The sequence below is a fragment of the Chitinophaga sp. genome, from assembly GCF_019236475.1.
GTDB lineage: Bacteria > Bacteroidota > Bacteroidia > Chitinophagales > Chitinophagaceae > Chitinophaga.
Window position 1 is genome coordinate 1 of record NZ_JAFAIX010000012.1, and the last position, 21,670, is coordinate 21,670.

Sequence of the window (21,670 nt, forward strand, 5' to 3'; positions counted from 1 at the left end):
CGACTTGCATGTATTAGGCCTGCCGCTAGCGTTCATCCTGAGCCAGGATCAAACTCTCCATTGTAAAGAAGTTGATACCTGACTAATTTCTCTCGAAATCAATCGGATATTTAATTATGTTTAGCTTAAACATTACCTGTGTTTATTTGAATCAAACTATCACTAATTTGATTCGTGCTGTTGTTTCCAATCTTTCAAAGAACTTCGGTTATTTCTAACCTTTCGTAAATGTAAGAGATCCGATCTCAGTGCCCTACTGGCGTACATTTGAAGTATTATGTTGCAAGAACTTTTGTTTTCCGTTTCGCGTCGTTTGCGTTGGGAGTGCAAAGGTAAGCAACTTTTTATTTCCACCAAATTTTTCTTGAAAAAATTTTCAAATTTTATTTTTTGTTTCTCTCCTCTCAAACCCAACGCTATCAAGTGATAGCAAAGATACCTATCGAGAAGAAAAAGGTGAAAATGTGATGTCGTAAAGAACTTTGTTGTTGTGCTTTCTATCAAAGCGGGACGCAAAGGTAAGCGGATTTTTGATTCCACCAACTTTTTATTGAAACTATTTTTGACAGAAATACTGAAACGCCCATCAGTAAAGCGTTTCAGCATAGAAAAAATGTTATCTCCCGAAAGCAAAAGGTGTCAATAATCCCTCCGGATAACGCACTTTCATCAAAAACAACCCATGTCCAGGCACTGCAAAATCTGCATTTGTGCAATCCTTACTCTCTATCGCCGCTCTGAATTCATCCATCGTCAGCTTTCCTCTACCCACCCGTAACATAGTACCAACAAGGCCTCGCACCATTCCACGCAGAAAACGGTTGGCAGTAACGTTATAGACTACACGCTCTCCATCTACTTTCCAATACGACTCCTCTATTCTACATATAAATGTCCTCACCTGCGTATTACGCTTCGAGAAGGTGGTGAAATCCTCATACTCCTTTATAATGGTAGCAGCTTCCTGCAAGGCATCTATATTCAACTTATATGGGAAAAAATACCCCCGATCCTGCATAAACGGATCTTTGTGGGTATATAAAGTATACTCATAGGATCTACCCAATGCATCAAACCTACTATGCGCATCCATCGGCACTTCATAAATCTGTCTTAATACTACGTCTTCCGGCAGAATAGCATTGATCTTATATAAGAACTGCGGATGCAGCGGCAAAGCGGTATCAAAATGTAGAAAGTTCTGCATAGCATTTACACCCGCATCTGTTCTGCTACTTCCGGTACTGGTAATCGTATCCCGGAATAATATACTCAAAGCCCTGTCTACTTCTGCTTGTACGGTATGCGCATTTTCCTGAACCTGGAACCCGCTGAAGCGTGCCCCCTTATATGCTACTTCTATAAAGTATCTCTTCATATGGCGCGAAGGTAATACGAAAAAAATAAGGGGAGACAATCTCCCCTTATTCTACATATGTTCCACCTAGTTGGTATTGTATTATTTATGCAACATGGCCTTGAAACGGCCTTTGTAATAATTATCTGTCAGCACTGATTCCAGCGTACCGTACTTCTCTGTATCGTACGTTTTGCTGTAAGCCATGTCTAGCAAGCGATAGCGCGCGTCTTCCCCTACTACCAACTGTGCCAACGTTTTGATCTGGGATGTTTCCATACAGTAATTCCGGCTTTGCTTACGGAAGATATCCAACATTCCTTCGTCGCTACTGGAGGCTACAAACTTGCGTAACATCTTACGGAAAGTGCCATCATCCATTATATTACCACAATCACTGTTTACCAGGCGTTTGCTGGTGGCTGTATTAGAATTAGTTGGTTCAGTGGCATTATCAGCGGCCACCACTTCTTCATCGTTCTTATGCTTTTTCTTCCGCGGAGTAGCCTCTACTGGTACACTCGCTTCAGGAACAGCCGCAGGAACGGATGCTGCAGCAACATCTACATCAGCGTCTGCTGCTCTTTTCTTTTTCTTTCTGGAAGATGCCGGCTCATCGTAAATGGCCACACCATAACCACTAGTATCAGTAACGATCTCGCCTGTACGAACTTCATTATGCTCTTTCCGTTTCTTTTTTGAAGGAGCTGGCTGTTCATCTGTATTCACAGGAGTTTCTACCGGCGCCACTGCTACAGGTGCAGTAGTAGCGTTTGATTTATCATCCTGAAATTCTATGAAATCGGGATTGTTCTCTCTTTTCTTTGCGTGCTTAGACTTCTTAGGAGCTTCTTCTCCATCCGCCTGATTCGCAGCTTTGGCTACATCTGCTGCCGCGGCTTCACTGGCTGCTGTCTTACTTTCATCAGCCATCACAGATGCTAGCAATGTTTTTTCATCATCGGTTAGCGTACCTCTGTCTTTTCCAGCTTTCCCTTGAGCAACTTCAGATGACGCTGCTGCTGCCGCGGTTTTCTTCCCGGACGTAGGTTTCGTAGTCGGAGCTGGTTTTACCTCTTCCACGTCATCTTCCCGGTCGTCTCCACTGACTACTACCTTATCCAATGCAGAAGCAAAAGTATTACCTTGGTTCTTTGGCGCAGGCGATTTTTTAATCTGTCCGCCTGTAATGGTGGCTGAATTCCCCAAAGCATTATTTAAGTCTTCTTTCATTTTACCCAACATTTCCTTTGCACTATCCGGCGCTGCTGCTGGTTGCTCCTCTTCTTTTACTTCTTTTACGGCTGTGGCTTTCTCTTCACCCGCTGATGCCAGCAGGTTATCAGACTTCAACTCCCCAAAAGACTGCAGGTTGTATAATGTGTACGCATTGGCACTGGCCTTCTTTAATAGAAAGCCCTGGTCTTTCGCAGCAACTTTCAAATCAAAGTGCTGCTCTGGCGCTTGATTGCCAGGGAAACCAATGATAATCGGAACAGTTCCGTTACCTAGTTTCGGAATAATGATATAGCCCCTTTCTGTGGAACTAAGTACGTCCCCATTGTGCTTTACATAGAAGGGTTGCCCCTTTTCACTCTGGATATAAACGTAATAATGCTGCTTCTGTTGACCCTGTACTTTAACAAAAGCACTGAGTAACAGGAACAAACATATAGAAATTACTGTCCTGTAATTAAAATGCATACTTAATTGATGGTATAAAATCTCTCCTGAACAAATATTATTCCAGTACGATGAGCACTTCCCCTTTTTCTACTGCTGTACGCTCTGCGACCTTAACTTCTTTTACGATGGCATCTGATACTGCCTTGAAAACATTCTCCATTTTCATGGCTTCCAGAATTAATACCGGATCACCTTTACTAATAGCCTGCCCTGGGGTTACCAGCACTTTCAGTACAAGTCCTGGCATGGGCGCTTTGATATCATTCACCTTGCGAGCCATGGCATCTTTGATACCCATAGCAGCCAGCAGTTGATCAATTGGTTCTTCTATGGTTACTTCGTACTGCTGTTGATTTATTTGCAATAATACGGTTTTTGCTTCTCTATCTACCTTTAAAACCTGGGCCTGGTAGCTGTGGCCATCCATCAAAACGCTGTAATCGCCACTTGGGAGCTGTACAGCAGACCAATCTACTGGCTGGTCATTACTTGTTACCTGCTGTTCCTTATTTACGGTAAAAGAAGCTTTACCATTCACTATTGCTTTAATCATATTTCTGTTTTAAGGCCTTACGCTAACAAAAATAGCATTTTTAACCACTTACCTCATTTTTGGTCCATTTGTTTAAATTTGGAATTCTTTACTCATTGTAAAGCTGATATTTATTTTAAATTAATCATATGAACGAACACCTGAAGCTGTCCTTATTCGGGCTGCTGCTAAGCGGAGCTGCCTGTCTGGGCACCGTAAACCCGACCTTTGCCCAGTCCACCACCTTAACCCCGCAAGATTCTGCCCTAAAAATCTATCGCGCCGCTGCCACCAAAATCAACGACCTGGTACATACCAAACTGGATGTACACTTTGATTACGGGAAACGTTACCTCTATGGTAAAGCATGGATTACCCTGAAACCACATTTCTACCACACCGACTCCCTGACCCTCGATGCCAAAGGCATGGATATTAAGGAAGTGGCGATCGAAGTAAACGGCAAGAATGTTCCCCTGAAATACCGGTACGACAACATGCAGTTGTTTATCGAACTAAATAAAACTTATACCCCCAACGATAAATACACTGTCTTTATCAGCTATACCGCCAAACCGAATGAGGTGAAAGTAAAAGGCAGTGCAGCGATTTCTGATGCAAAAGGCTTGTACTTCATCAATCCAGATGGTACAGAACCGAATAAGCCTACGCAGATCTGGACACAAGGAGAAACAGAAAGCTCCTCTGTATGGTTCCCTACTATCGATAAAACCAACCAGAAAACTACCGAGGAAATCAGCATGACGGTAGAGAAAAAATATGTGACCCTCTCTAATGGTAAACTCGTTAGCCAGAAACACAATGCGGATGGCACCCGTACAGATACCTGGAAAATGGATCTCCCGCACGCACCTTATCTGTTTATGATGGCTGTAGGCGACTACGCTATCGTGAAAGATTCCTGGAAAGGTAAGGAGGTGAATTACTACCTGGAGAAACCATATGAAAAATATGCGAAAGCCATTTTCGGTAATACTCCGGAAATGCTCACTTTCTATTCCAATATCCTGGGTTATGAATATCCATGGGTGAAATATTCCCAGATCACTGCCCGTGACTATGTTTCCGGTGCCATGGAAAACACGACCGCTACCTTGCACGGTGAGTTCATGCAGAAAACAGACCGGGAGCTACTTGATAACAATAACAAAAACGAAACCGTTATCGCCCACGAACTCTTTCACCATTGGTTCGGCGATCTCGCTACCGCTAAATCCTGGAGTAACCTGACTGTAAATGAATCATTCGCAGATTACAGTGAATATCTCTGGCTGGAACACAAATACGGTAAAGATGCGGCTGATGAGCACTTACTGGACAACGCCAATCAATATATGCAAATGGCGCAGTACAGCGGTGATAAAGATCTCGTAAGATTCCATTATGCCGATAAAGAAGATATGTTCGACCAGATTACTTACCAAAAAGGCGGCTGCATTCTCCATATGCTTCGCAATGCAGTAGGTGATTCTGCCTTCTTCAAATCGCTCAATCATTACCTGAAAACAAATGCTTTCAAAGCTACGGAAGCACATCAGTTGCGCCTGGCCTTTGAAGAAGTAACGGGAAGAGATATGAACTGGTTCTTCAACCAATGGTATTTCGGTCAGGGTATACCACAACTGGACATCAGCTATAAATATGCTCCTGGAAAAGTAACTGTATTGCTGCAACAGATTCAAAAAGGTGATAAAACCTGGCAGTTACCAATGGCGATTGATGTTTATGTCAATGGCAATAAAACACGTCACAACGTGTTCATGCAGAACAAAATTGATTCATTCACCTTCCAAGTGGCCGCTAAACCAGATCTCGTAAACGTAGATGCGGAAAAAGTAATACTTGCGAAGAAAGATGATCACAGAGACTTCAGTACCTATGCTTATCAATATGCCCATGCTCCTTTGTACATGGACAGACGCTATGCTATTGAAGCAGCACTGGACGCACAAACCACCAATCCGGATGCGTTGAAAGTCCTGCAAGCAGCCCTGAATGATAAGTTTGCTGGCCTTCGTCAACTGACTGCTGATAGGCTGAAAGTAGGCAATGAATCCGTAAGAAACGCTACCATTGCGGGCCTGGTAAAAATGGCCAAAGAAGATAAAAACGCGCTCGCCAAAGCCGCTGCCATCAGAAAACTGGGTACACTGAAAGACAAACAGTATATCCCTATTTTTGAAGCTGCCACTAAAGACCTGTCTTATGGCGTAGAAGGCGCAGCTCTGGAAGCGTTGGCCGAGTTGGATATCGACAAAGCTTATACGATCGCCAAATCGCTTCAGCAGGATGCTAAAGGCGGGCTGGTGAATAGTATCACCCAGATTTATGCGAAAAAAGGAAATGAAGCTGATTTGAATTTCGTTGCCAATAAATTCGACGAAACAACTGGGCAGGATAAACTGAATGCCGCATTTGAATATCTCGGATTCCTGGCCAATATCAACAATACGCCTGCTGTTATTAAAGGTGTAGACCAGATTCAAGCCATGACGGTTGTGTTTAAAAATGCCATGGTAAACAGATATATCTCCAACTGGATGGAGCAGATTGCTACTAACAAGAATGAAGCCGGAAAGAAAGCTTCTGGAACGCAGCAGCAAGACCTCCTCAAACAGGCCGAGTACCTAAACCAGAAGGCTAAAGAGATCAAGAATGGTGCAACCACTGACTAATTCTTGTTTGCTATACAAGTAAAAGGCTATATCAAAAAATAAGAAAGGGAAATGACGTCTGCGATGTCATTTCCCTTTCTTATTTTTTCCTTTGAGCAAATTTAATCGATCGCTACTAACCGCTGTAATGTCTTGCTCCAACGCCATGGACTGGTTTTGAGACGAACGCCCCCTATCCAGCGATGTTCCATGGATGCGTAATCCAGGTAATTTTCTTCATTGGCCAATATCTCTGAGCCGAGGGAAGTAATACGTAGCATTTGATCCTCTTGTTCCAGCACGCCTGCTTTAATCATTCGATTCACCATAATATCTAGCTGGAAATCTCCGAAACCATAGATGGGCATAGAATCCCAGAATAATTTATACAGATCATACCAACGGTAGTTACCCAATTCCAGCCGTTGTAGGAAGAATTCCTGGATAATACTCAACCCGTTGTTAATATCTGGGAATCTGGGAAGTTGTGCTGCGATAGCGGTATTGAGATGGGTGAGACGACCGGTATTGAATTTGGCAAATAACTCCAATGCTTGAGGCGTGTCCAGGCAATAAGCGTCCCAGGCGTCGTCAGCGATTTCGAGGTCGCCGGGAGTGAGTTGGACACGGGAATCCAGCAGTTGATTGAAGGTATTGGCTTCAGTATGTTTAGGAAGATCTACTAGAGAAATGAGGGGCAGGTCTTTAAACCGTTGCCGGATGAGGTGAATGATGAAGATGAGGTTAAATTGGCAGAATACATCATAGTCGAACCAGAGGATGATTTCAGCAGGAAAGGAACTGGAGGGTTTTAATTTCTCCAGTTCCTTCACTACTTGTGTATAATAAGATTTTTGATCTATTCCGTAATGGAATTCGAGGTGTTTGGCCCTGCTTGTAAAGAACAGTTCAGGGTCTTTGGTATTTTTGGCTTTGCCTTCGCAGATGAATTCCCTGCATACAACAGGTTCGCCGGGCACTTCACTTTGCCTGAAAGCGGTAAGGGAAGCATCTCCATTCAGCACATGCAGGTATGACATAAATAATTCTGATTTTTTTAAGTAGACTACCAGCTTCCGCTTGCACCACCGCCACCGCCGGAACCGCCTCCGAATCCGCCGAAGCCACCGCCTCCGCCACCACCGGACCAACCTCCGCCGCCACCGCCGCCGAAGCCGCCCATACCACCGATCACAGGCCATATCCAGCCTCCTCTGCGATTATAGGTTGTTCCAGAGCCGCCACCGCCGCCACCTCCACCTCTGGTGAAGAGAGAGATAACGATAACGATCATAATGATGATGATAAACAGTACACCGGGGCTGATTCCTGGTTGACTTTTCCTAGGATCGGCTTTGTATTCCCCCGCCATAGCTTTGATAACGCTGGAAGTAGCATCGTCTAAGCCCTGATAGTAATGGCCTTCCCGGAATGCCGGTTGGATATCATTCCTGATAATCTGGTTTGCTAATGCATCAGGAAGAGGGCCTTCTGCTCCATATCCAGTTTCTATCCTGATCTTTCTGTCATTAACAGCAACAAGAATCAGGACTCCATTGTTCTTTCCTTTTGACCCAATTCCCCAGTCTCTCAGTATTTTCAGGGAAACCTGGCTGATATCATAATCGCCTACTGATTTGATGATAACGACAGCGATTTGAGTGGAGGTACTGTCGTTATAAGCGACGAGTTTACGTTCCAATGCTTCGTCTTCATCTTTCAGCAATACGCCAGCAAAGTCATTTACCAGTGTGGGAGGATTAGGCCTTGGCGGGATATTCTGTGCCTTTGCCAGCAATCCCGTCAGTAGAAACAGTATCGGTAAAAACCAACGTAATATCCTCATTGTATACAGCTAAAAACGTTTTATAAAGTGTGGCCTATCTATCTGCCGAAGACGATATCATCCGGTAGTTCGTTAGTATCGTCAGCTTCATGAGGGAAATGTGTACGGAGGGATTCTCCAATTTCGCGGATACATTCTTCAATGCCTTCGATGACATGTGCATCACGGAAATGTTTGAGGAGGAGATGTGCTTCCTTTACCCAGAAATCGTCTCCTACTTTATCATGAATGCCTTGATCTCCCAGGATGGCAAACTGCTTGTCTTTGATGGCCACATATACCAAAACGCCATTGCGTTGTTTTGTTTTCTCCATGCCGAGCGAGAGGAAAGCCTCTCTGGCTCTGTCCATGGGGTCTACATATTTGCAATGACTTTCAACAAATAATCTGATTTCTCCGGAGGTAAGTCTTTCTGCCCCACGGATCGCCTGCACAAGTCTATTCTTCTCCGACTCAGAAAAAATTTCTTTTCGTTTAAATGGGAAAATCCGCATTGATGAAGGATTTAAATCGGAGAGATCATCCCCGCCGATTAAGCGGGGATTGCCTCAATAAAAAGGTGAGCTAGTATTAGAATTTCACTTTAGGAGCTTCTTGAGCGGCTGCATCAGCAGTAAAGTACCCTTTGGCTTTGAATCCGGTAAATCCGGCAACAATGTTATTCGGGAAAGTACGGATAGTACTGTTGTAGCCATTTACCGCATCGTTAAAGTCGTTACGAGCTACGTTGATTCTGTTTTCAGTACCTTCTAATTGTACTTGCAGATCGCGGAAGTTCTGATTGGCTTTCAGGTCTGGATATGCTTCAGATACTGCCAGCAGACGGCCGAGGGCCTGGGATAACTGACCTTGTGCAGCCTGATACTGTTGTATTTTTTCAGGAGACAGATCGTTGACATCCACTTTAATCTGTGTAGCACTGGCGCGTGCTTCCATTACCTGGGTGAGGGTGGTTTTTTCGAAGTTGGCAGCACCTTGTACTGTGGAAACCAAGTTAGGAATGAGGTCGGCGCGGCGCTGATAAGCACTTTGAACAGCACCCCATTTGTTTTTCACACTTTCATCAACTTTCACCATGCCGTTGTATTTGTTACAACCGAACATAAATAAAAGCGCTACCACAATTAATGCAATAATACCTGTTCTCATCTGAGTTTGAATTTAAATGTTTAGGTTCCGAAATATGTACAAAACTTGTTCCTGTTTTGCCTGAGTCCGGTGTAAGCAGTTGTTATCTCCGGTAAAAGCAATTAAAAAATCGGCAAAACACCTGATTGAGCTTCTACCCCGATGAAGGTAAAGAAAGTTCCTAAAAGACTCATGCAAACGGAAACGATAAATTTTAAAAAAAGTTCATCCATTGGTTGAAAAATTCGCTCTAATACATTATGTTTATACGTACCTTTACACTGCGGTGTACTCGTATTTTAGCTGTTAAACCGCCAATGGTTGAATGGGGCAGAATAGATTACTAAATCGTTTTTTAAGTTTCATTGTTTCTAACTCATTTATTATTAATAACTTTCGTAAGTCTTCTTAAATGAGTGCGCAACACATTCACATACTCTATATTGATGATGAGGTTCATAATTTGAATGCTTTCAAAGCTTCTTTCAGGAGGCTGTATAATGTATTCACTGCTGCCTCTGCTGAAGAAGCAGAAAAGCTGCTGCAAGAACATGAATTCCATATCATCATTTCAGACCAGCGAATGCCCAAAATGACTGGTATTGAATTCTTTGAGTCAATACTAGAACGTTACCCCGAGCCAATTCGCATGCTACTGACTGGCTACGCCGATATTAATGCGGTGGTAGATGCTATCAATAAAGGTCAGGTATACAAGTACTTCTCCAAACCTTGGAATGAAGAAGAGCTCAAACACAACATTGATAAAGCATTTGAGGTCTATTCTCTCCGAAAGGAAAACAAGGAATTAACCGCCAAACTCCTGGATGTCAACGAAAAACTGGAGTTCCTGGTAAGACAGAAATTGATTTCCTAAAATCTGGCCTTTGTCGGTCATGTAGCCAAAATCCTTAACTTGCAGCCTTTGTGAAACTTAATTTCCTCCATCATGCAAGTTTGGAAAGACTACCAGGCACAGAACAAAGATCGTTTCCTGGATGAATTGCTGGCACTGTTGCGCATTCCTTCCGTGAGTGCTGATTCCCGCTATAATAACGATACCCAGCGTTGTGCTGAAGAAGTGAAACAACGCCTTATCGAAGCTGGTGCTGATAATGTAGAAGTATGCCCGACCGCAGGACATCCTATCGTATATGGTGAAAAAATCATAGATCCTTCTCTTCCTACCGTTCTTGTTTACGGCCACTACGACGTACAACCTGCTGATCCACTGGAACTGTGGCACAGCGGTCCGTTCGAACCAGTTATTAAAGACGGTAATATCTATGCCCGTGGTAGCGCTGACGATAAAGGTCAGTTCTATATGCACGTGAAGGCATTTGAAACCATGAATAAAACCAATTCTATCCCTTGCAATATCAAGTTTATGATTGAAGGGGAAGAAGAAGTGGGATCCTCTAACCTGGGCATCTTCCTGAAAGAAAACAAAGAACGCCTGAAAGCGGATGTGGTACTGATCTCCGATACTTCTATGATCAGCCTCGAAGAGCCTTCTATTGATACCGGCCTTCGCGGACTGGCATACATGGAAGTAGAAGTAACCGGCCCTAATCGCGACCTGCACAGTGGCGTATATGGTGGCGCAGTTGCCAACCCGGCTACTATCCTGGCGAAAATGATCGCTAGTCTTCATGATGAAAATAACCACATCACTATCCCTGGCTTCTACGATCGCGTACAGGAACTCACCTCCGAAGAAAGAACGGCCCTCAACGCGGCTCCTTTCAGCGAGGAAGAGTACAAGAAAGATCTGGGTATCAATGACGTTTGGGGTGAAAAAGGCTATACCACTATCGAAAGAACTGGTATTCGTCCTACCCTGGAAGTAAATGGTATGTGGAGCGGATATACCGGCGAAGGCGCCAAAACGGTGTTGCCTTCTAAAGCATTTGCGAAAATCTCTATGCGCCTGGTGCCTGATCAGGATTGGCACGAGATCTCTGATCTGTTTACCAAACATTTTGAAGCGATTGCTCCTAAATCCGTAACCGTAAAGGTTAACAAACATCATGGTGGTAGCGCATACGTTACGCCTACTGACTCCGTAGCTTTCAAGGCAGCACAACAAGCTATCAACGCTACTTTCGGCAAAGAACCTATTCCTGTTCGCGGTGGCGGTAGTATTCCTATCGTAGCGCTGTTCGAATCTGTTCTGGGGCTGAAAACAGTATTGATGGGCTTTGGTCTGGACAGTGATAACCTGCACTCTCCTAACGAGAAGTACGGCCTGGCGAACTACTACAAAGGGATCGAAACAATTCCTTACTTCCACAAATACTTTGCGGAATTAAGCAAATAAGCGCCTCCAGAGGCAATTAGATGATATTGGTCCGATCCGCCTCCTGGCAGATCGGACCAACTTTTTTAAATTCACACTATGAGTACAAATGAAAAAATACGGGTAGATAAATACCTGTGGGCCATCAGAGTGTTTAAAACCCGCAGCCAGGCGTCAGATGCCTGCGATGGCGGCAAAGTAAAATTAAACGGCAATACCGTAAAGGCAGCCAAACCAGTTGCCATCGGCGATAAATTTGAAGTAAAAACAGAAGCGCGCAAATGGGTGATTGAGGTAGTAGGCCTGATTGCCAATCGTGTGGCATATACCGAGGCGGTGAAATACTATGTGGATAACACCCCAGATGAGGATAAACTGGCACCTGCCTTTATTCCTAGCGTATTCCAGACGGGTAAGCGCCAGACTAAAATCGGACGTCCGACGAAGAAGGACCGCCGTAGCCTGGATGACTTCATGGGACCAGAGGAATAAGCCCTGGATATCCCTTTCTGCCCTTATCCTGGCAGTATTGCTGAGAAAAATATAATTTCTCGCTTTTGCGTAGTAATTTTGCCAACTAATTAATAAATCTAAGGATCAAATGTCTAAACAAAGTGACGTTCTTGCCACCGATTTCCTGGTGAAAATTGCAGAAGAATTTGGTACTCCGGTATACATCTACCATGCGGAAAAAATCAAAACGCAATATGAGAAGCTGCAGAAGGCTTTCCATAAGTCTGACACCCGTTTCTTCTACGCTTGCAAGGCACTGACCAATATCAATATCCTGAAGTATATCAACTCCCTGGGGTGCGGTCTGGATACTGTTTCTATTCAGGAAGTACAACTTGGACTGAAAGCTGGCTTCGATCCGAAGAACATCATCTTTACCCCTAACTGCGTTGACCTACAAGAAATCATTGCAGCCAAAGACCTGGGCGTAATTATCAATATCGATAATATCTCCATCCTGGAGCAATTCGGTAATCAATTCGGCGATAGCTACCCTATCAGCATCCGCCTGAATCCACATATCATGGCTGGCGGTAACTTCAAAATCTCTACCGGCCACGTAGATAGCAAATTCGGTATCTCCATCCACCAGATGCGTCATATCGAACGTATTGTAAAATCTACTAAACTGAAAGTAACCGGTCTTCATATGCATACCGGCTCTGAAATCAAGGACGTAGATGTTTTCCTCCGTGGTGTGGAAATCATGTTCGAAATGGCAGCCAACTTCCCTGACCTGCAGTCCATCGATCTGGGCAGCGGTTTTAAAGTGGCCTACCAACTTGGAGATCCAGAAACTGACATCGATTTACTCGGCAAGAAATTGACCGAAGCGTTCAATAAATTCTGCACCAAAAACGAACGTCCACTGCAACTCTGGTTCGAACCAGGAAAATTCCTGGTAAGCCAATGCGGTTACTTCGTGGTGAAAGCAAATGTGATTAAACAGACTACTGCTACCGTTTTCGTAGGGGTGAACTCCGGTTTCAACCACCTGATCCGCCCTATGTTCTACGATGCCTTCCACCTGATACGGAATATCTCCAATCCTAAAGGCACCGAAAGAATCTATACCGTAGTAGGTAATATCTGCGAAACCGATACCTTCGGATGGGACAGAAAGATCAACGAGGTAAGAGAAGGCGACTTCCTGGTATTCTATAACGCCGGCGCCTATGGTTTTGAAATGTCTTCTAACTTCAACTCCCGCTTGAAACCAGCGGAAGTACTGGTGAAAGATGGTAAACCCCAACTGATCCGCAGAAGAGATGTGCTGGAAGATCTCCTCAAAAACCAAATTGAATTAGCTTAAAATATCGTCGCAGGCAGAAAATATTTTCTGCCTGCGCTATTTTTATACAATATTCCCCTACCCTGTTCGTCTTCATTATTGTCCCCTGCTATAACCTTCACTGTTTTCAACTGTTATTTTACTAGCTTTAGTATGATTGAATCATGATATGATTCATAATTTGAATATGTATGGAAGTTTTAACTGCACACCAGGATCTTTTTACTGACGAAAACATCATTCAGTCAAATATATCGTTTGCCCCTTTCCTTCGTTTTCTGAAAGAGAAAGTGGACCGTGAGCAAGATGGCCGCACCATTTTCTACCAGTATATCCTGGATAAATTTGCGGCAAAGCCGGAATTACTACAGCCCCTCCCGGAAGGTGTTAGTCTGGACCCGTACCGCGATTACCTGGATCTGCTGATAGCTGCTATTTTCCCCGTTACAGTAGATAACAAAAAAGATATTTACGGCATCAGCGTGCCTTTCAAGTTCTCTATCTTCTATTATTCAGACATGTTCCGCCATATTTTTGCGGCGGATAATGGTCAACTGTCGACGGTTCCACAGGGTATCAGTCTGTCCCAAGTGAAGAAAGACAAGAGAGTATGGTTATATAAACTCATCCTGGACCGACATTATCATTTCCCTATCGGTTACCAGAATGACATTATCCACACCATACATACTCCGGACGGCGTAAAAAGACAAGTGAAAGTGAATGTGGACGCCCGTTTCGTAGATGTGCGGGTGAAAGGGGACCTACCAGCGCTGGACTATAACCATTTTTGCACTCGTCAAATGCCACTGGAGGCACTGGAATCCCTCCTGCCATTGGACAATTTCGCGCTGGAAGGGTTTGCCATCTGGACCATCGAAGACGTAACACAAGGTGAAGCTGTCAACACCATCAAGAGCCTGGTCATGAATATGAACAACGCTAATGAAATTGATAGCTACCGTACTGTGGAAAGAATGATCCCAGCGATTCTCGGCATCTTTGATATTACTGCTCACATCGTACCTTTTCCAAAGGTGAACAACAAGCATGTACTGGAGGAGCAATTCACGCCCGTAGATCCAGTGCTGGGAATAGGCAATAAAAAACAGGAACAACTGCTGTTCTCTCAGATGGTGGAATTTATGTACGACCACCCGGAGCCACTAATTATTCCTGAGGTAACAGAAGATAGTGTCTCCCGATATCCTTTTCTGAAATATCTAGTAATTAAGAAAATCAGAAGCTTCGTACTCTTTCCTATCAGGTATAAAAACGAAGTACTGGGCGTACTGGAACTGGCATCTTCACGACCAAACGCCCTCTCAGAAAGACCTCTCTGGCAACTGCAAAGCATATATCCACTATTGGTACTCATGCTGAACCGCAGTATCAGTATACTGGAGAGTCGCATTAATGCGGTCATCAAAGAACAATTCACGGCGTTACAACCTTCAGTAGAATGGAAATTCATTGATGCGGCCTGGAAATACCTGCTGACACCAGAAGCAGAACGGAAAGATATCAGCAATATTAGCTTTGAAGAAGTGTATCCGCTCTATGGCGCGGTGGATATACGAAATTCCTCCGTGGAACAAGGCAATGCCATTCGCGAAGACTTGCAAGAACAACTGCAACTCGTGGATGAAACCTTAACCGTTATTTCGAAGGAGATTAAACTGAACCTCCTGGAAGAATTACAGTTCAAAACCAGAGACATCCTCGAAAACCTCCACCATAGCCTCACGGCAGGCGAAGATGCCAAAATAAATGAGTTCATCGATCAGGAAGTACAACCAGTACTTGAACACCTCTGCAATAACAACGAGGAATTAAGACCAGTGTTAGAAAGCTACTATTCCCGCGTGGATGAAAAAGAAGGACATGTTTATCATCACCGGAGAGAATACGAGGAAAGTTTGGCGCAGGTGAATACTGCTATCAATCATTACTTGGAAAAAGAAAGGACTTATATCCAGGAATCGTTCCCTTGCTATTTCGAAAAATACCGCACTGACGGTGTGGAATACACGATTTATATAGGGCAGTCCATTGCGCAGGAAAAGAAATTCGATCAGCTATACCTCCGTAATCTCCGACTGTGGCAGCTTTCATCAATGGCTAACATTGCCAGGCTTACGCATAAAATGCAGCCTAAAATGAAAATTCCGCTGCAAACAACGCAAATGATCTTGATGCATACTTCTCCCATCACTATCAGTTTCCGTAATGATGAACGAAGATTTGATGTAGAAGGGGCCTATAATATCCGTTATGAGATCATCAAAAAACGGATCGATAAAGTACATGTAAAAGATACCGGGGAAAGACTGACCCAACCAGGAATGATTGCGATTGTATATTCCAACCTGCGGGAGATGGAAGAATACAAGAAATATATATCCTTCCTGCAAAGCAAAAATATTCTGATGCCAGAGCTGGAAATGCTGGACCTAGAAGAGCTTCAAGGCGTTAGCGGCCTCAAAGCTCTTCGTGTGAAAGTAAATTTAGAGGAACTGCCGTCAGAATTTAAAGCCTAATGAGAAGTACGGCAGGGTACCTTCATTGGAATGCCCCAAGACCGCTGTCACAATGAGGGCATTTACTGGCGATAAGTAAAAACCGCCGCCATAGCCATCATGCCATACATGCGACTTTTCACCGGAAGCCCATACACGGCCAACATCATTGAATAACAACATACCAACGCTGGCAGGCAGGAGATACGTCTTAACATCGAAGAGTTTCAAACGCACTTCCGTATTATTATATACTCCTGCCTCGCCTGCAAAACGGTAATTCCTGTATCCACGCAGGTTCTGAATACCTCCTACTGTATATGCCTGGAAGTAATCAAAGTTACCCCATACCTTTCCTCCACCAAATCGACTCACCAATACAAAACGATCCGGATTATTAAAACTGAGATAGATACTCATATCCGTTTGCAAAGTGGCGATGTTGTTGCTGTAGTTATTTAATCCACCGTAACCTGTGAAAGTGGTTGTCCACAGTACGCCTCTAGTGGCAATCAGTTTATTATTTCTTGTATCCAGTTGGGCTACGATCTTTCCACCTGCATAGCCTTTGTTATGGGTAATGCTGGCTGAGTCGAGGCCATTCTTGGTGAAGTCTGTGATAAAGCGGCCACCATTCTCATTTTTCTCAAAGGAATAGAATGAAGCAGCCGGACCATAAGCCAACGTGAACTTATTACCCAGATTGGATTTCAGGAGCAAGTCGGCACTGTATAATGCAAACCGGGCCCTGTAATAGCTGATTTTGCCTGGTTTGGATTTATCATAAATGCTTTCGTTACCGTAGCCAAAGAAGTTGATGGTATTGTTTGGTGCTTTGGCAGTAACATGTGTTTCGATATCAGTTTTCCCGATCACATCTGTAAACTCTCCAATATACCTGAAGTTCCATGCCCGAGTGGCCAGCGAATGTGTAGCAGCAAAGATCTGCCGAGAAGCAAAAGGTTCTTTTCTCCAGCCTTGTTTAAGGTATTGCGCACCCAAGCCCAGCAGGATACCATCATCTTTGTTGAAACCTACTGCCAGCATAGGCATGAACTTATCGTATTTATAATAGTTGCGTTTGTAAGCGATGTTTTCTGGGTCGTCAGATAGTTTGAGAGACGCGTGTCCCTTTACGTTGAAGGTATCATTGCCGCTTCGTTGATCGTATATCCGTATACGTTTGCCTCCAGATGCAGTAGAGCTATCCGTGTAGGTATCAGCATCCGGGCCACCAATCAAGCGAATACGTATAGGTGTGGAATAATTGCCATTAATTACCCATTGGTCCTTTCCTCCCAGTCCGTAGACATTTAGTTCCTTCGTCACTCTAGGATCAAAGGTTCTGCTGAAGATATTTTGTCGTACGTCTCCTTTCTTACTAATCTTATAGATATTCAGCGCCACCGCTCCGTTTTCCTGTTTATCCAACTGGATCAGCTCATTTTTTGCGGTAGCCGGAACATATACCACTTTAGACAAGAAGCGATAATATTTCAACATCACATCTTCCATGACTGCTCTGCGGGCTTTCAGCGTGTTCAACATGTATGGATTCACCAGATGACGAATCGTATCGGGTAAAGCATTCACAGATGCTTCGAGCACGCTGTCTGTCATGCGGGCAACAAACTTCTTCGTTTGTTTTCTCCATTCTGCTTCGTCTGGTTCAATGAGGAAAGTGCGATCGAAGTAACGGGTAGAGAAGTTCCAGCCATTACGCCATGGCCCTGTAGGACGGAAGCCATAGAACTGTGGCATAAAGGAAGGCATCGCTACAAGGCGCGGCAAAAATCCTTCATTCACGAAGAAAGCCTGATCACGGTCGCGAGGCACAGGATAGTAATATTCTACTCCTTTATGCTTTTCGCGATACCATCTCCACTGGTCGTCATGACGATCATAATCGGTGATGTAAGTATCCAGAATTCTCGCGCGCAGCACTGCTTTCTGGTCTACTACATAGTCATTATCGCCTTGCGTTTTGTCCAGTACTTTCAGGGTATTATAGGATTTATCTTTATCGCCGGTTTCTGGCTCTCTTTCCTCAAACAAGTATACATCTCCACCGAAGTCATTAGCGTATATGCCCAACATGGTGTCTTTAGGCAGATAGACGAATGTGGGGTGCGTATGTGGCACTTTTGCAGCTTCCGCTAGTACAGCTACAGACAGTGTTGCATAGGGATTGGAAGCCGAAATTTGGTCTTGTACTACTTCGCGGGCAATCGTTTCTCTGAGTAAAGGAGGAATGGCCGCCAATGGGTATTTCTTCAGGGAGCGCATGGTATACTCCGTACCAGAGCTATCGGCCACGCGGAGGGAGCGTGTCTGCATACCACCACCTCTCTGCAAAATGGTTAATCCTCCATTGGCAGTACGTAAGTCTATCACCGGGAAATTCAATGGCGTAGCCCATACCTGGCGGTAGTTATTCCCCAGCAGCCAACGATGAAACTTCCCTACATTATTATATTGTGGATCCGGCGCAAAACTGATTGTCTTAGGTAGGGTGTCTGGTTGTTGGAAGGTCAGGCCTTTCTCTTTGAATTCAGAAAAGCGTAATAAGTTATCTGTAAAGGCAGGCGTATTCAGATTATCGGCCAGGAAATATTGCACCCGCACTGTACTATCTGCCATCAGTTCCAATACGCTGAAACCGTTCTCGCTGGTAGCAAAACTGGATTTACTTCCCTCTTTCACCCGGTTATTTTTAGCCCCACTACCACTCACAATGTAGCTGTTACCAGCGTCTTTAATCAATTGAAGGGTATGATCATGACCAGATACGAAGATCACCGGACCATGCTGTTTGGTAGCGGCTTCCACTCCTTTCACCATATCTTTGTACAGTGGATTAGGGAGGTCTTCAGGTGTGCCGAAAACCCCTCTGGTCAAAGGATAGATGGAACCAATAATCGGTAATGGTACATACATCCATGGTTTCATATCTGTCAGTGGGAAGATATGCTGCTTGATCGTATAATACCCTCCATGGATACCATAGCTGCGGAAAGGATGGTGAGTAGCGAAGATGATGAGTTTATTACGATTTTTGGCTACTATCTCTGAGATCTTCACCAGTACTTCATCTTTTGTTTTGCACTCACAGTCGGATTCTATGCCCGGCTTCTCGTAGGGAAACAGCCACCATTCACTGTCCATGATAATGAGAGTAACATCTTGGGAGAGCTTCACTTCTTCCGGACCCGGACAGCCGTCCTTTGGAAAAAAGGTAACATTAGCTAGGTGCAAGGAATCCACATACTGTTGTTGATTGCGGATAGTTTCCCAACCGTCTGGTTTACTTTTTTCCCAGTCGTGGTTACCTGGAATGATGAATCCACGGGCATTGGTACCGCGTACCAGGTTGATCTGATAGTCCAGGATTTGTTTGGCGGCTGGATATCTTTTAGACAGAGAGTCGGGTAACCCTAGCGGATATACGTTATCTCCCAGGAAGAGAACGGTATTCCGTTTATCCTGCATATCGAATTTCGCGCGTACGGCATCGATGACAGGATTACGGCCATTCTCATGTAGCTCTCCTGCATCGCCGATGAGGATGATGCGTTGTTTTACCTCTCCTGATTGTGCCAGCAGTGTAAATGGTAGTAACAATAATATGGTCAACAGATATCTTGTGCTCATTTTTTCTTATAGGTAAATTTGAGAATATTGGCTACGCCATCGTAACCACCTTCATTGGAAATATACATATCACCATTGGCGGCAAATGAAATGCCTTCTGGTTGACGAAATAATCGGTGCTTTAAATTATGCGCTTCCTGTACATGACCGTCTAGGTCTGTGATGACTAACAGTTGGTTGACAGAAGCCACGATATACAATCTTTTCTCCAACGGGTGAATCGCGGCAGCACTAGGCTTGAAAAAACGCATGTCATTTCCTGCCAGGGCAGCGATTTCTGTGGCACTGAACTTAAAAACAGGCGTATAGTCGAAAGCCATACTATCCAGGCTAAACCGATAGGCACTCGTGACGCCTGCCTTTTTATCATCCTCACAATTCTTACAAATGATGATAATGCTATGCCTGTTCTTGTCGAAGTAAGCGGTTTCAAATTCGGTTTTCCCTTCTTTCTCGAACTTATAGTGCGTGGCTTTGACAGAATCCGTATCGAGGGATGGTACGTGATACAGACTCCCACTGCTTTTCAACACAAACCAACCGCTGTCCGAATGGCAGATGTCTTCATAATCCCCATTCTTGGCAAATTTCCAATTGGGGTAAGGCTTGGTAGCATTGACATCTATCTCATAAATCTTTCCTTCTTCATCGTTGATGGCCATGATACGGTGTTCATCGGGAAATAGGGCAATACCGGAAATTTCCTGCATGGATTCACGCACCCGATACCGAACGGGCGAACTCAGGTCGTAGCCTTCCGGGGAAGAATAGGTCTTCTGTGTTCTGTCGGGGAAATAATTGCAGGATATTAAAAAAAACAGGAAAAACATCCCGATACGTACATCCATAGCGATACTTTATACCTTAAATTTAACTCAAAAATACAGTAACTTCAGATTGGATTTAATCATCTTCGAATATGCAAAATTCAGCCCTCATAGATGCAGCCAGGGATTATGTGCTAGCCAAGTACAGGGAAATTCCGCAACCGGCACTTGTTTACCATAATTTAACCCATACGCAAAGCGTAGTAGATGCCGCTGGCCAAATTGCCGCCCATTACCGGTTACAGGATGATGAGCTGACGGCTGTATATGTGGCTGCCTGGTTCCATGACGAAGGCTATCTGTTGGGAGAAGGGAAGGTACACGAAGAAACCGGCGCCGCTGCTGCGGTTAGTTTCCTACAAGAACAAGGGGCTCCCGAAACATTGCAGCAAATGGTAAAAGGTTGTATCCTCGCTACCAAGATGCCACAATCTCCCAAAACGCTTATTGAACAAATAGTTTGCGATGCCGATCTGTTTCACCTTGGCACAAAAGAATATGCGGATAGAAGCAAATTGCTGCGCCAGGAAATAGAAATGGTGACCCAGAAAGAGATAGACAGAATAGCATGGTTACAGAGCAATATCCGTTTTCTCACGGAACATCACTACTGGACCGACTATGCACAAACTAGACTCAAACAACAGAAGGAAGAGAACATCCTACAAATGCAGAAAAAGCTGGATAAAAGGCTCACCGCTCAGACAGAAAATAACGAAAGCACTGTAGCGCCAACTGCCCCCACCGATGGTGTGCATCTGTTGGCCACTGGCAAAAAGAAAGATAAAGGGAAGAAAGCCAATAAGCCAGAAAGAGGTGTGGAGACGATGTTCCGCATTACTTCTACGAACCATATCCGCCTCAGTTCTATGGCCGATAGCAAGGCACATATTATGATTTCAGTGAATTCCATTATTTTGTCTATTATGTTGTCCGTGCTGCTAGGCCGATTGGAAGATTATCCCAATTTCATTATTCCTTCGCTGATGTTCATCTTTACCTCGGTGACTACTGTGATCTTCGCAGTACTGGCTACCAGGCCCAATGTCACCAGCGGTACTTTTACCAAAGAGGATATTGCCCGCAAAGACGCGAATCTCTTGTTCTTTGGGAATTTTTACAGAATGAAACTAGACGAATATGAATGGGGAATGAAGCAGATGATGAATGACGCTGATTTCCTATATGGCAGCATGACCAAGGATGTATATTCCCTGGGCGTGGTGCTGGGCCAAAAATACCGGCTGCTCCGCATCTCCTATAATGTGTTTATGTTCGGACTGATTGCATCCGTACTAGCATTCATAGTGGCTGCTATCTTCTTCCCAGTAAAAGCATAAGCACAC

The 21,670-nt window shown here is 44.3% G+C and carries 16 protein-coding genes and 1 rRNA gene; 7 read left to right on the forward strand and 10 right to left on the reverse strand.

Annotation, left to right across the window (positions count from 1 at the left end; all coding sequences use genetic code 11):
- The 4 genes from JO154_RS16055 to JO154_RS16070 all read right to left on the reverse strand — a co-directional run.
- Nucleotides 1-64 (reverse strand): 16S ribosomal RNA (locus JO154_RS16055); the annotation flags it as partial.
- Nucleotides 65-616: 552 nt separating this feature from the next.
- Entirely contained in the window at nt 617-1,378 is a 762-nt protein-coding gene (gene truA / locus JO154_RS16060) for a tRNA pseudouridine(38-40) synthase TruA (protein WP_291947329.1), read from the reverse strand.
- An 81-nt stretch (nt 1,379-1,459) separates the two neighbouring features.
- Complete coding sequence (locus tag JO154_RS16065; RefSeq protein WP_291947331.1) at nt 1,460-3,025, reverse strand: DUF4476 domain-containing protein; 1,566 nt, start codon at nt 3,023-3,025, stop codon at nt 1,460-1,462.
- A gap of 73 nt (nt 3,026-3,098) precedes the next feature.
- Complete coding sequence (locus JO154_RS16070; RefSeq protein WP_291947333.1) at nt 3,099-3,596, reverse strand: biotin/lipoyl-containing protein; 498 nt, start codon at nt 3,594-3,596, stop codon at nt 3,099-3,101.
- Between the two features lie 128 nt (nt 3,597-3,724).
- Here JO154_RS16070 and JO154_RS16075 point away from each other — a divergent pair, with 128 nt between their 5' ends.
- Nucleotides 3,725-6,271, forward strand: a complete 2,547-nt coding sequence (locus JO154_RS16075) for a M1 family metallopeptidase (RefSeq protein ID WP_291947335.1) — start codon at nt 3,725-3,727, stop codon at nt 6,269-6,271.
- A gap of 101 nt (nt 6,272-6,372) precedes the next feature.
- On the opposite strand, the gene JO154_RS16080 is transcribed toward JO154_RS16075, so the two are convergent.
- The 4 genes from JO154_RS16080 to JO154_RS16095 all read right to left on the reverse strand — a co-directional run bounded on the left by JO154_RS16080 (nt 6,373) and on the right by JO154_RS16095 (nt 9,200).
- Entirely contained in the window at nt 6,373-7,290 is a 918-nt protein-coding gene (locus tag JO154_RS16080) for a hypothetical protein (protein WP_291947337.1), read from the reverse strand.
- 26 nt (nt 7,291-7,316) lie between these two features.
- Nucleotides 7,317-8,096: a TPM domain-containing protein gene (locus JO154_RS16085; RefSeq protein ID WP_291947339.1), complete on the reverse strand. Its 780-nt coding sequence runs from the start codon at nt 8,094-8,096 to the stop codon at nt 7,317-7,319.
- Between the two features lie 38 nt (nt 8,097-8,134).
- Nucleotides 8,135-8,590, reverse strand: coding sequence for a TPM domain-containing protein (locus JO154_RS16090; protein WP_291947341.1), 456 nt, complete (start codon nt 8,588-8,590; stop codon nt 8,135-8,137).
- A 76-nt stretch (nt 8,591-8,666) separates the two neighbouring features.
- Nucleotides 8,667-9,200, reverse strand: a complete 534-nt coding sequence (locus JO154_RS16095) for a LemA family protein (RefSeq protein WP_366935595.1) — start codon at nt 9,198-9,200, stop codon at nt 8,667-8,669.
- A 436-nt stretch (nt 9,201-9,636) separates the two neighbouring features.
- Between JO154_RS16095 and JO154_RS16100 the strand changes: the two genes are divergently transcribed.
- The 5 genes from JO154_RS16100 to JO154_RS16120 all read left to right on the forward strand — a co-directional run bounded on the left by JO154_RS16100 (nt 9,637) and on the right by JO154_RS16120 (nt 15,867).
- Nucleotides 9,637-10,101 (forward strand): response regulator, encoded by a 465-nt coding sequence (locus tag JO154_RS16100; RefSeq protein ID WP_291947345.1) that lies wholly within the window; start codon nt 9,637-9,639, stop codon nt 10,099-10,101.
- Nucleotides 10,102-10,173: 72 nt separating this feature from the next.
- Nucleotides 10,174-11,544 (forward strand): dipeptidase, encoded by a 1,371-nt coding sequence (locus JO154_RS16105; RefSeq protein WP_291947347.1) that lies wholly within the window; start codon nt 10,174-10,176, stop codon nt 11,542-11,544.
- Nucleotides 11,545-11,622: 78 nt separating this feature from the next.
- Nucleotides 11,623-12,015, forward strand: a complete 393-nt coding sequence (locus JO154_RS16110; RefSeq protein ID WP_291947349.1) for an RNA-binding S4 domain-containing protein — start codon at nt 11,623-11,625, stop codon at nt 12,013-12,015.
- A gap of 109 nt (nt 12,016-12,124) precedes the next feature.
- Nucleotides 12,125-13,348: a diaminopimelate decarboxylase gene (gene lysA, locus JO154_RS16115; RefSeq protein ID WP_291947351.1), complete on the forward strand. Its 1,224-nt coding sequence runs from the start codon at nt 12,125-12,127 to the stop codon at nt 13,346-13,348.
- Nucleotides 13,349-13,518: 170 nt separating this feature from the next.
- Nucleotides 13,519-15,867, forward strand: coding sequence for a GAF domain-containing protein (locus JO154_RS16120; protein WP_291947353.1), 2,349 nt, complete (start codon nt 13,519-13,521; stop codon nt 15,865-15,867).
- On the opposite strand, the gene JO154_RS16125 is transcribed toward JO154_RS16120, so the two are convergent.
- Both JO154_RS16125 and JO154_RS16130 read right to left on the reverse strand, forming a co-directional pair.
- Nucleotides 15,850-19,497, reverse strand: a complete 3,648-nt coding sequence (locus JO154_RS16125) for a BamA/TamA family outer membrane protein (RefSeq protein WP_291947355.1) — start codon at nt 19,495-19,497, stop codon at nt 15,850-15,852. The genes JO154_RS16120 and JO154_RS16125 overlap by 18 nt on opposite strands.
- Entirely contained in the window at nt 19,494-20,345 is an 852-nt protein-coding gene (locus tag JO154_RS16130) for an SdiA-regulated domain-containing protein (protein WP_291947357.1), read from the reverse strand. Before JO154_RS16130 ends, JO154_RS16125 begins: the two co-directional genes overlap by 4 nt.
- Before the next feature lie 71 nt (nt 20,346-20,416).
- On the opposite strand from JO154_RS16130, the gene JO154_RS16135 reads away from it, so the two are divergent.
- Nucleotides 20,417-21,664: a Pycsar system effector family protein gene (locus tag JO154_RS16135; protein ID WP_291947359.1), complete on the forward strand. Its 1,248-nt coding sequence runs from the start codon at nt 20,417-20,419 to the stop codon at nt 21,662-21,664.
- The last annotated feature ends 6 nt before the right edge of the window (nt 21,665-21,670 follow it).

Bases quoted from the DNA above. Each gene is read 5' to 3' on its own strand.
- truA (WP_291947329.1), bottom strand. From the start codon at position 1,378: ATGAAGAGATACTTTATAGAAGTAGCATATAAGGGGGCACGCTTCAGC.
- JO154_RS16070 (WP_291947333.1), bottom strand. From the start codon at position 3,596: ATGATTAAAGCAATAGTGAATGGTAAAGCTTCTTTTACCGTAAATAAG.
- JO154_RS16075 (WP_291947335.1), top strand. From the start codon at position 3,725: ATGAACGAACACCTGAAGCTGTCCTTATTCGGGCTGCTGCTAAGCGGA.
- JO154_RS16080 (WP_291947337.1), bottom strand. From the start codon at position 7,290: ATGTCATACCTGCATGTGCTGAATGGAGATGCTTCCCTTACCGCTTTC.
- JO154_RS16085 (WP_291947339.1), bottom strand. From the start codon at position 8,096: ATGAGGATATTACGTTGGTTTTTACCGATACTGTTTCTACTGACGGGA.
- JO154_RS16090 (WP_291947341.1), bottom strand. From the start codon at position 8,590: ATGCGGATTTTCCCATTTAAACGAAAAGAAATTTTTTCTGAGTCGGAG.
- JO154_RS16095 (WP_366935595.1), bottom strand. From the start codon at position 9,200: ATGTTCGGTTGTAACAAATACAACGGCATGGTGAAAGTTGATGAAAGT.
- JO154_RS16100 (WP_291947345.1), top strand. From the start codon at position 9,637: ATGAGTGCGCAACACATTCACATACTCTATATTGATGATGAGGTTCAT.
- JO154_RS16105 (WP_291947347.1), top strand. From the start codon at position 10,174: ATGCAAGTTTGGAAAGACTACCAGGCACAGAACAAAGATCGTTTCCTG.
- JO154_RS16110 (WP_291947349.1), top strand. From the start codon at position 11,623: ATGAGTACAAATGAAAAAATACGGGTAGATAAATACCTGTGGGCCATC.
- lysA (WP_291947351.1), top strand. From the start codon at position 12,125: ATGTCTAAACAAAGTGACGTTCTTGCCACCGATTTCCTGGTGAAAATT.
- JO154_RS16120 (WP_291947353.1), top strand. From the start codon at position 13,519: ATGGAAGTTTTAACTGCACACCAGGATCTTTTTACTGACGAAAACATC.
- JO154_RS16125 (WP_291947355.1), bottom strand. From the start codon at position 19,497: ATGAGCACAAGATATCTGTTGACCATATTATTGTTACTACCATTTACA.
- JO154_RS16130 (WP_291947357.1), bottom strand. From the start codon at position 20,345: ATGGATGTACGTATCGGGATGTTTTTCCTGTTTTTTTTAATATCCTGC.
- JO154_RS16135 (WP_291947359.1), top strand. From the start codon at position 20,417: ATGCAAAATTCAGCCCTCATAGATGCAGCCAGGGATTATGTGCTAGCC.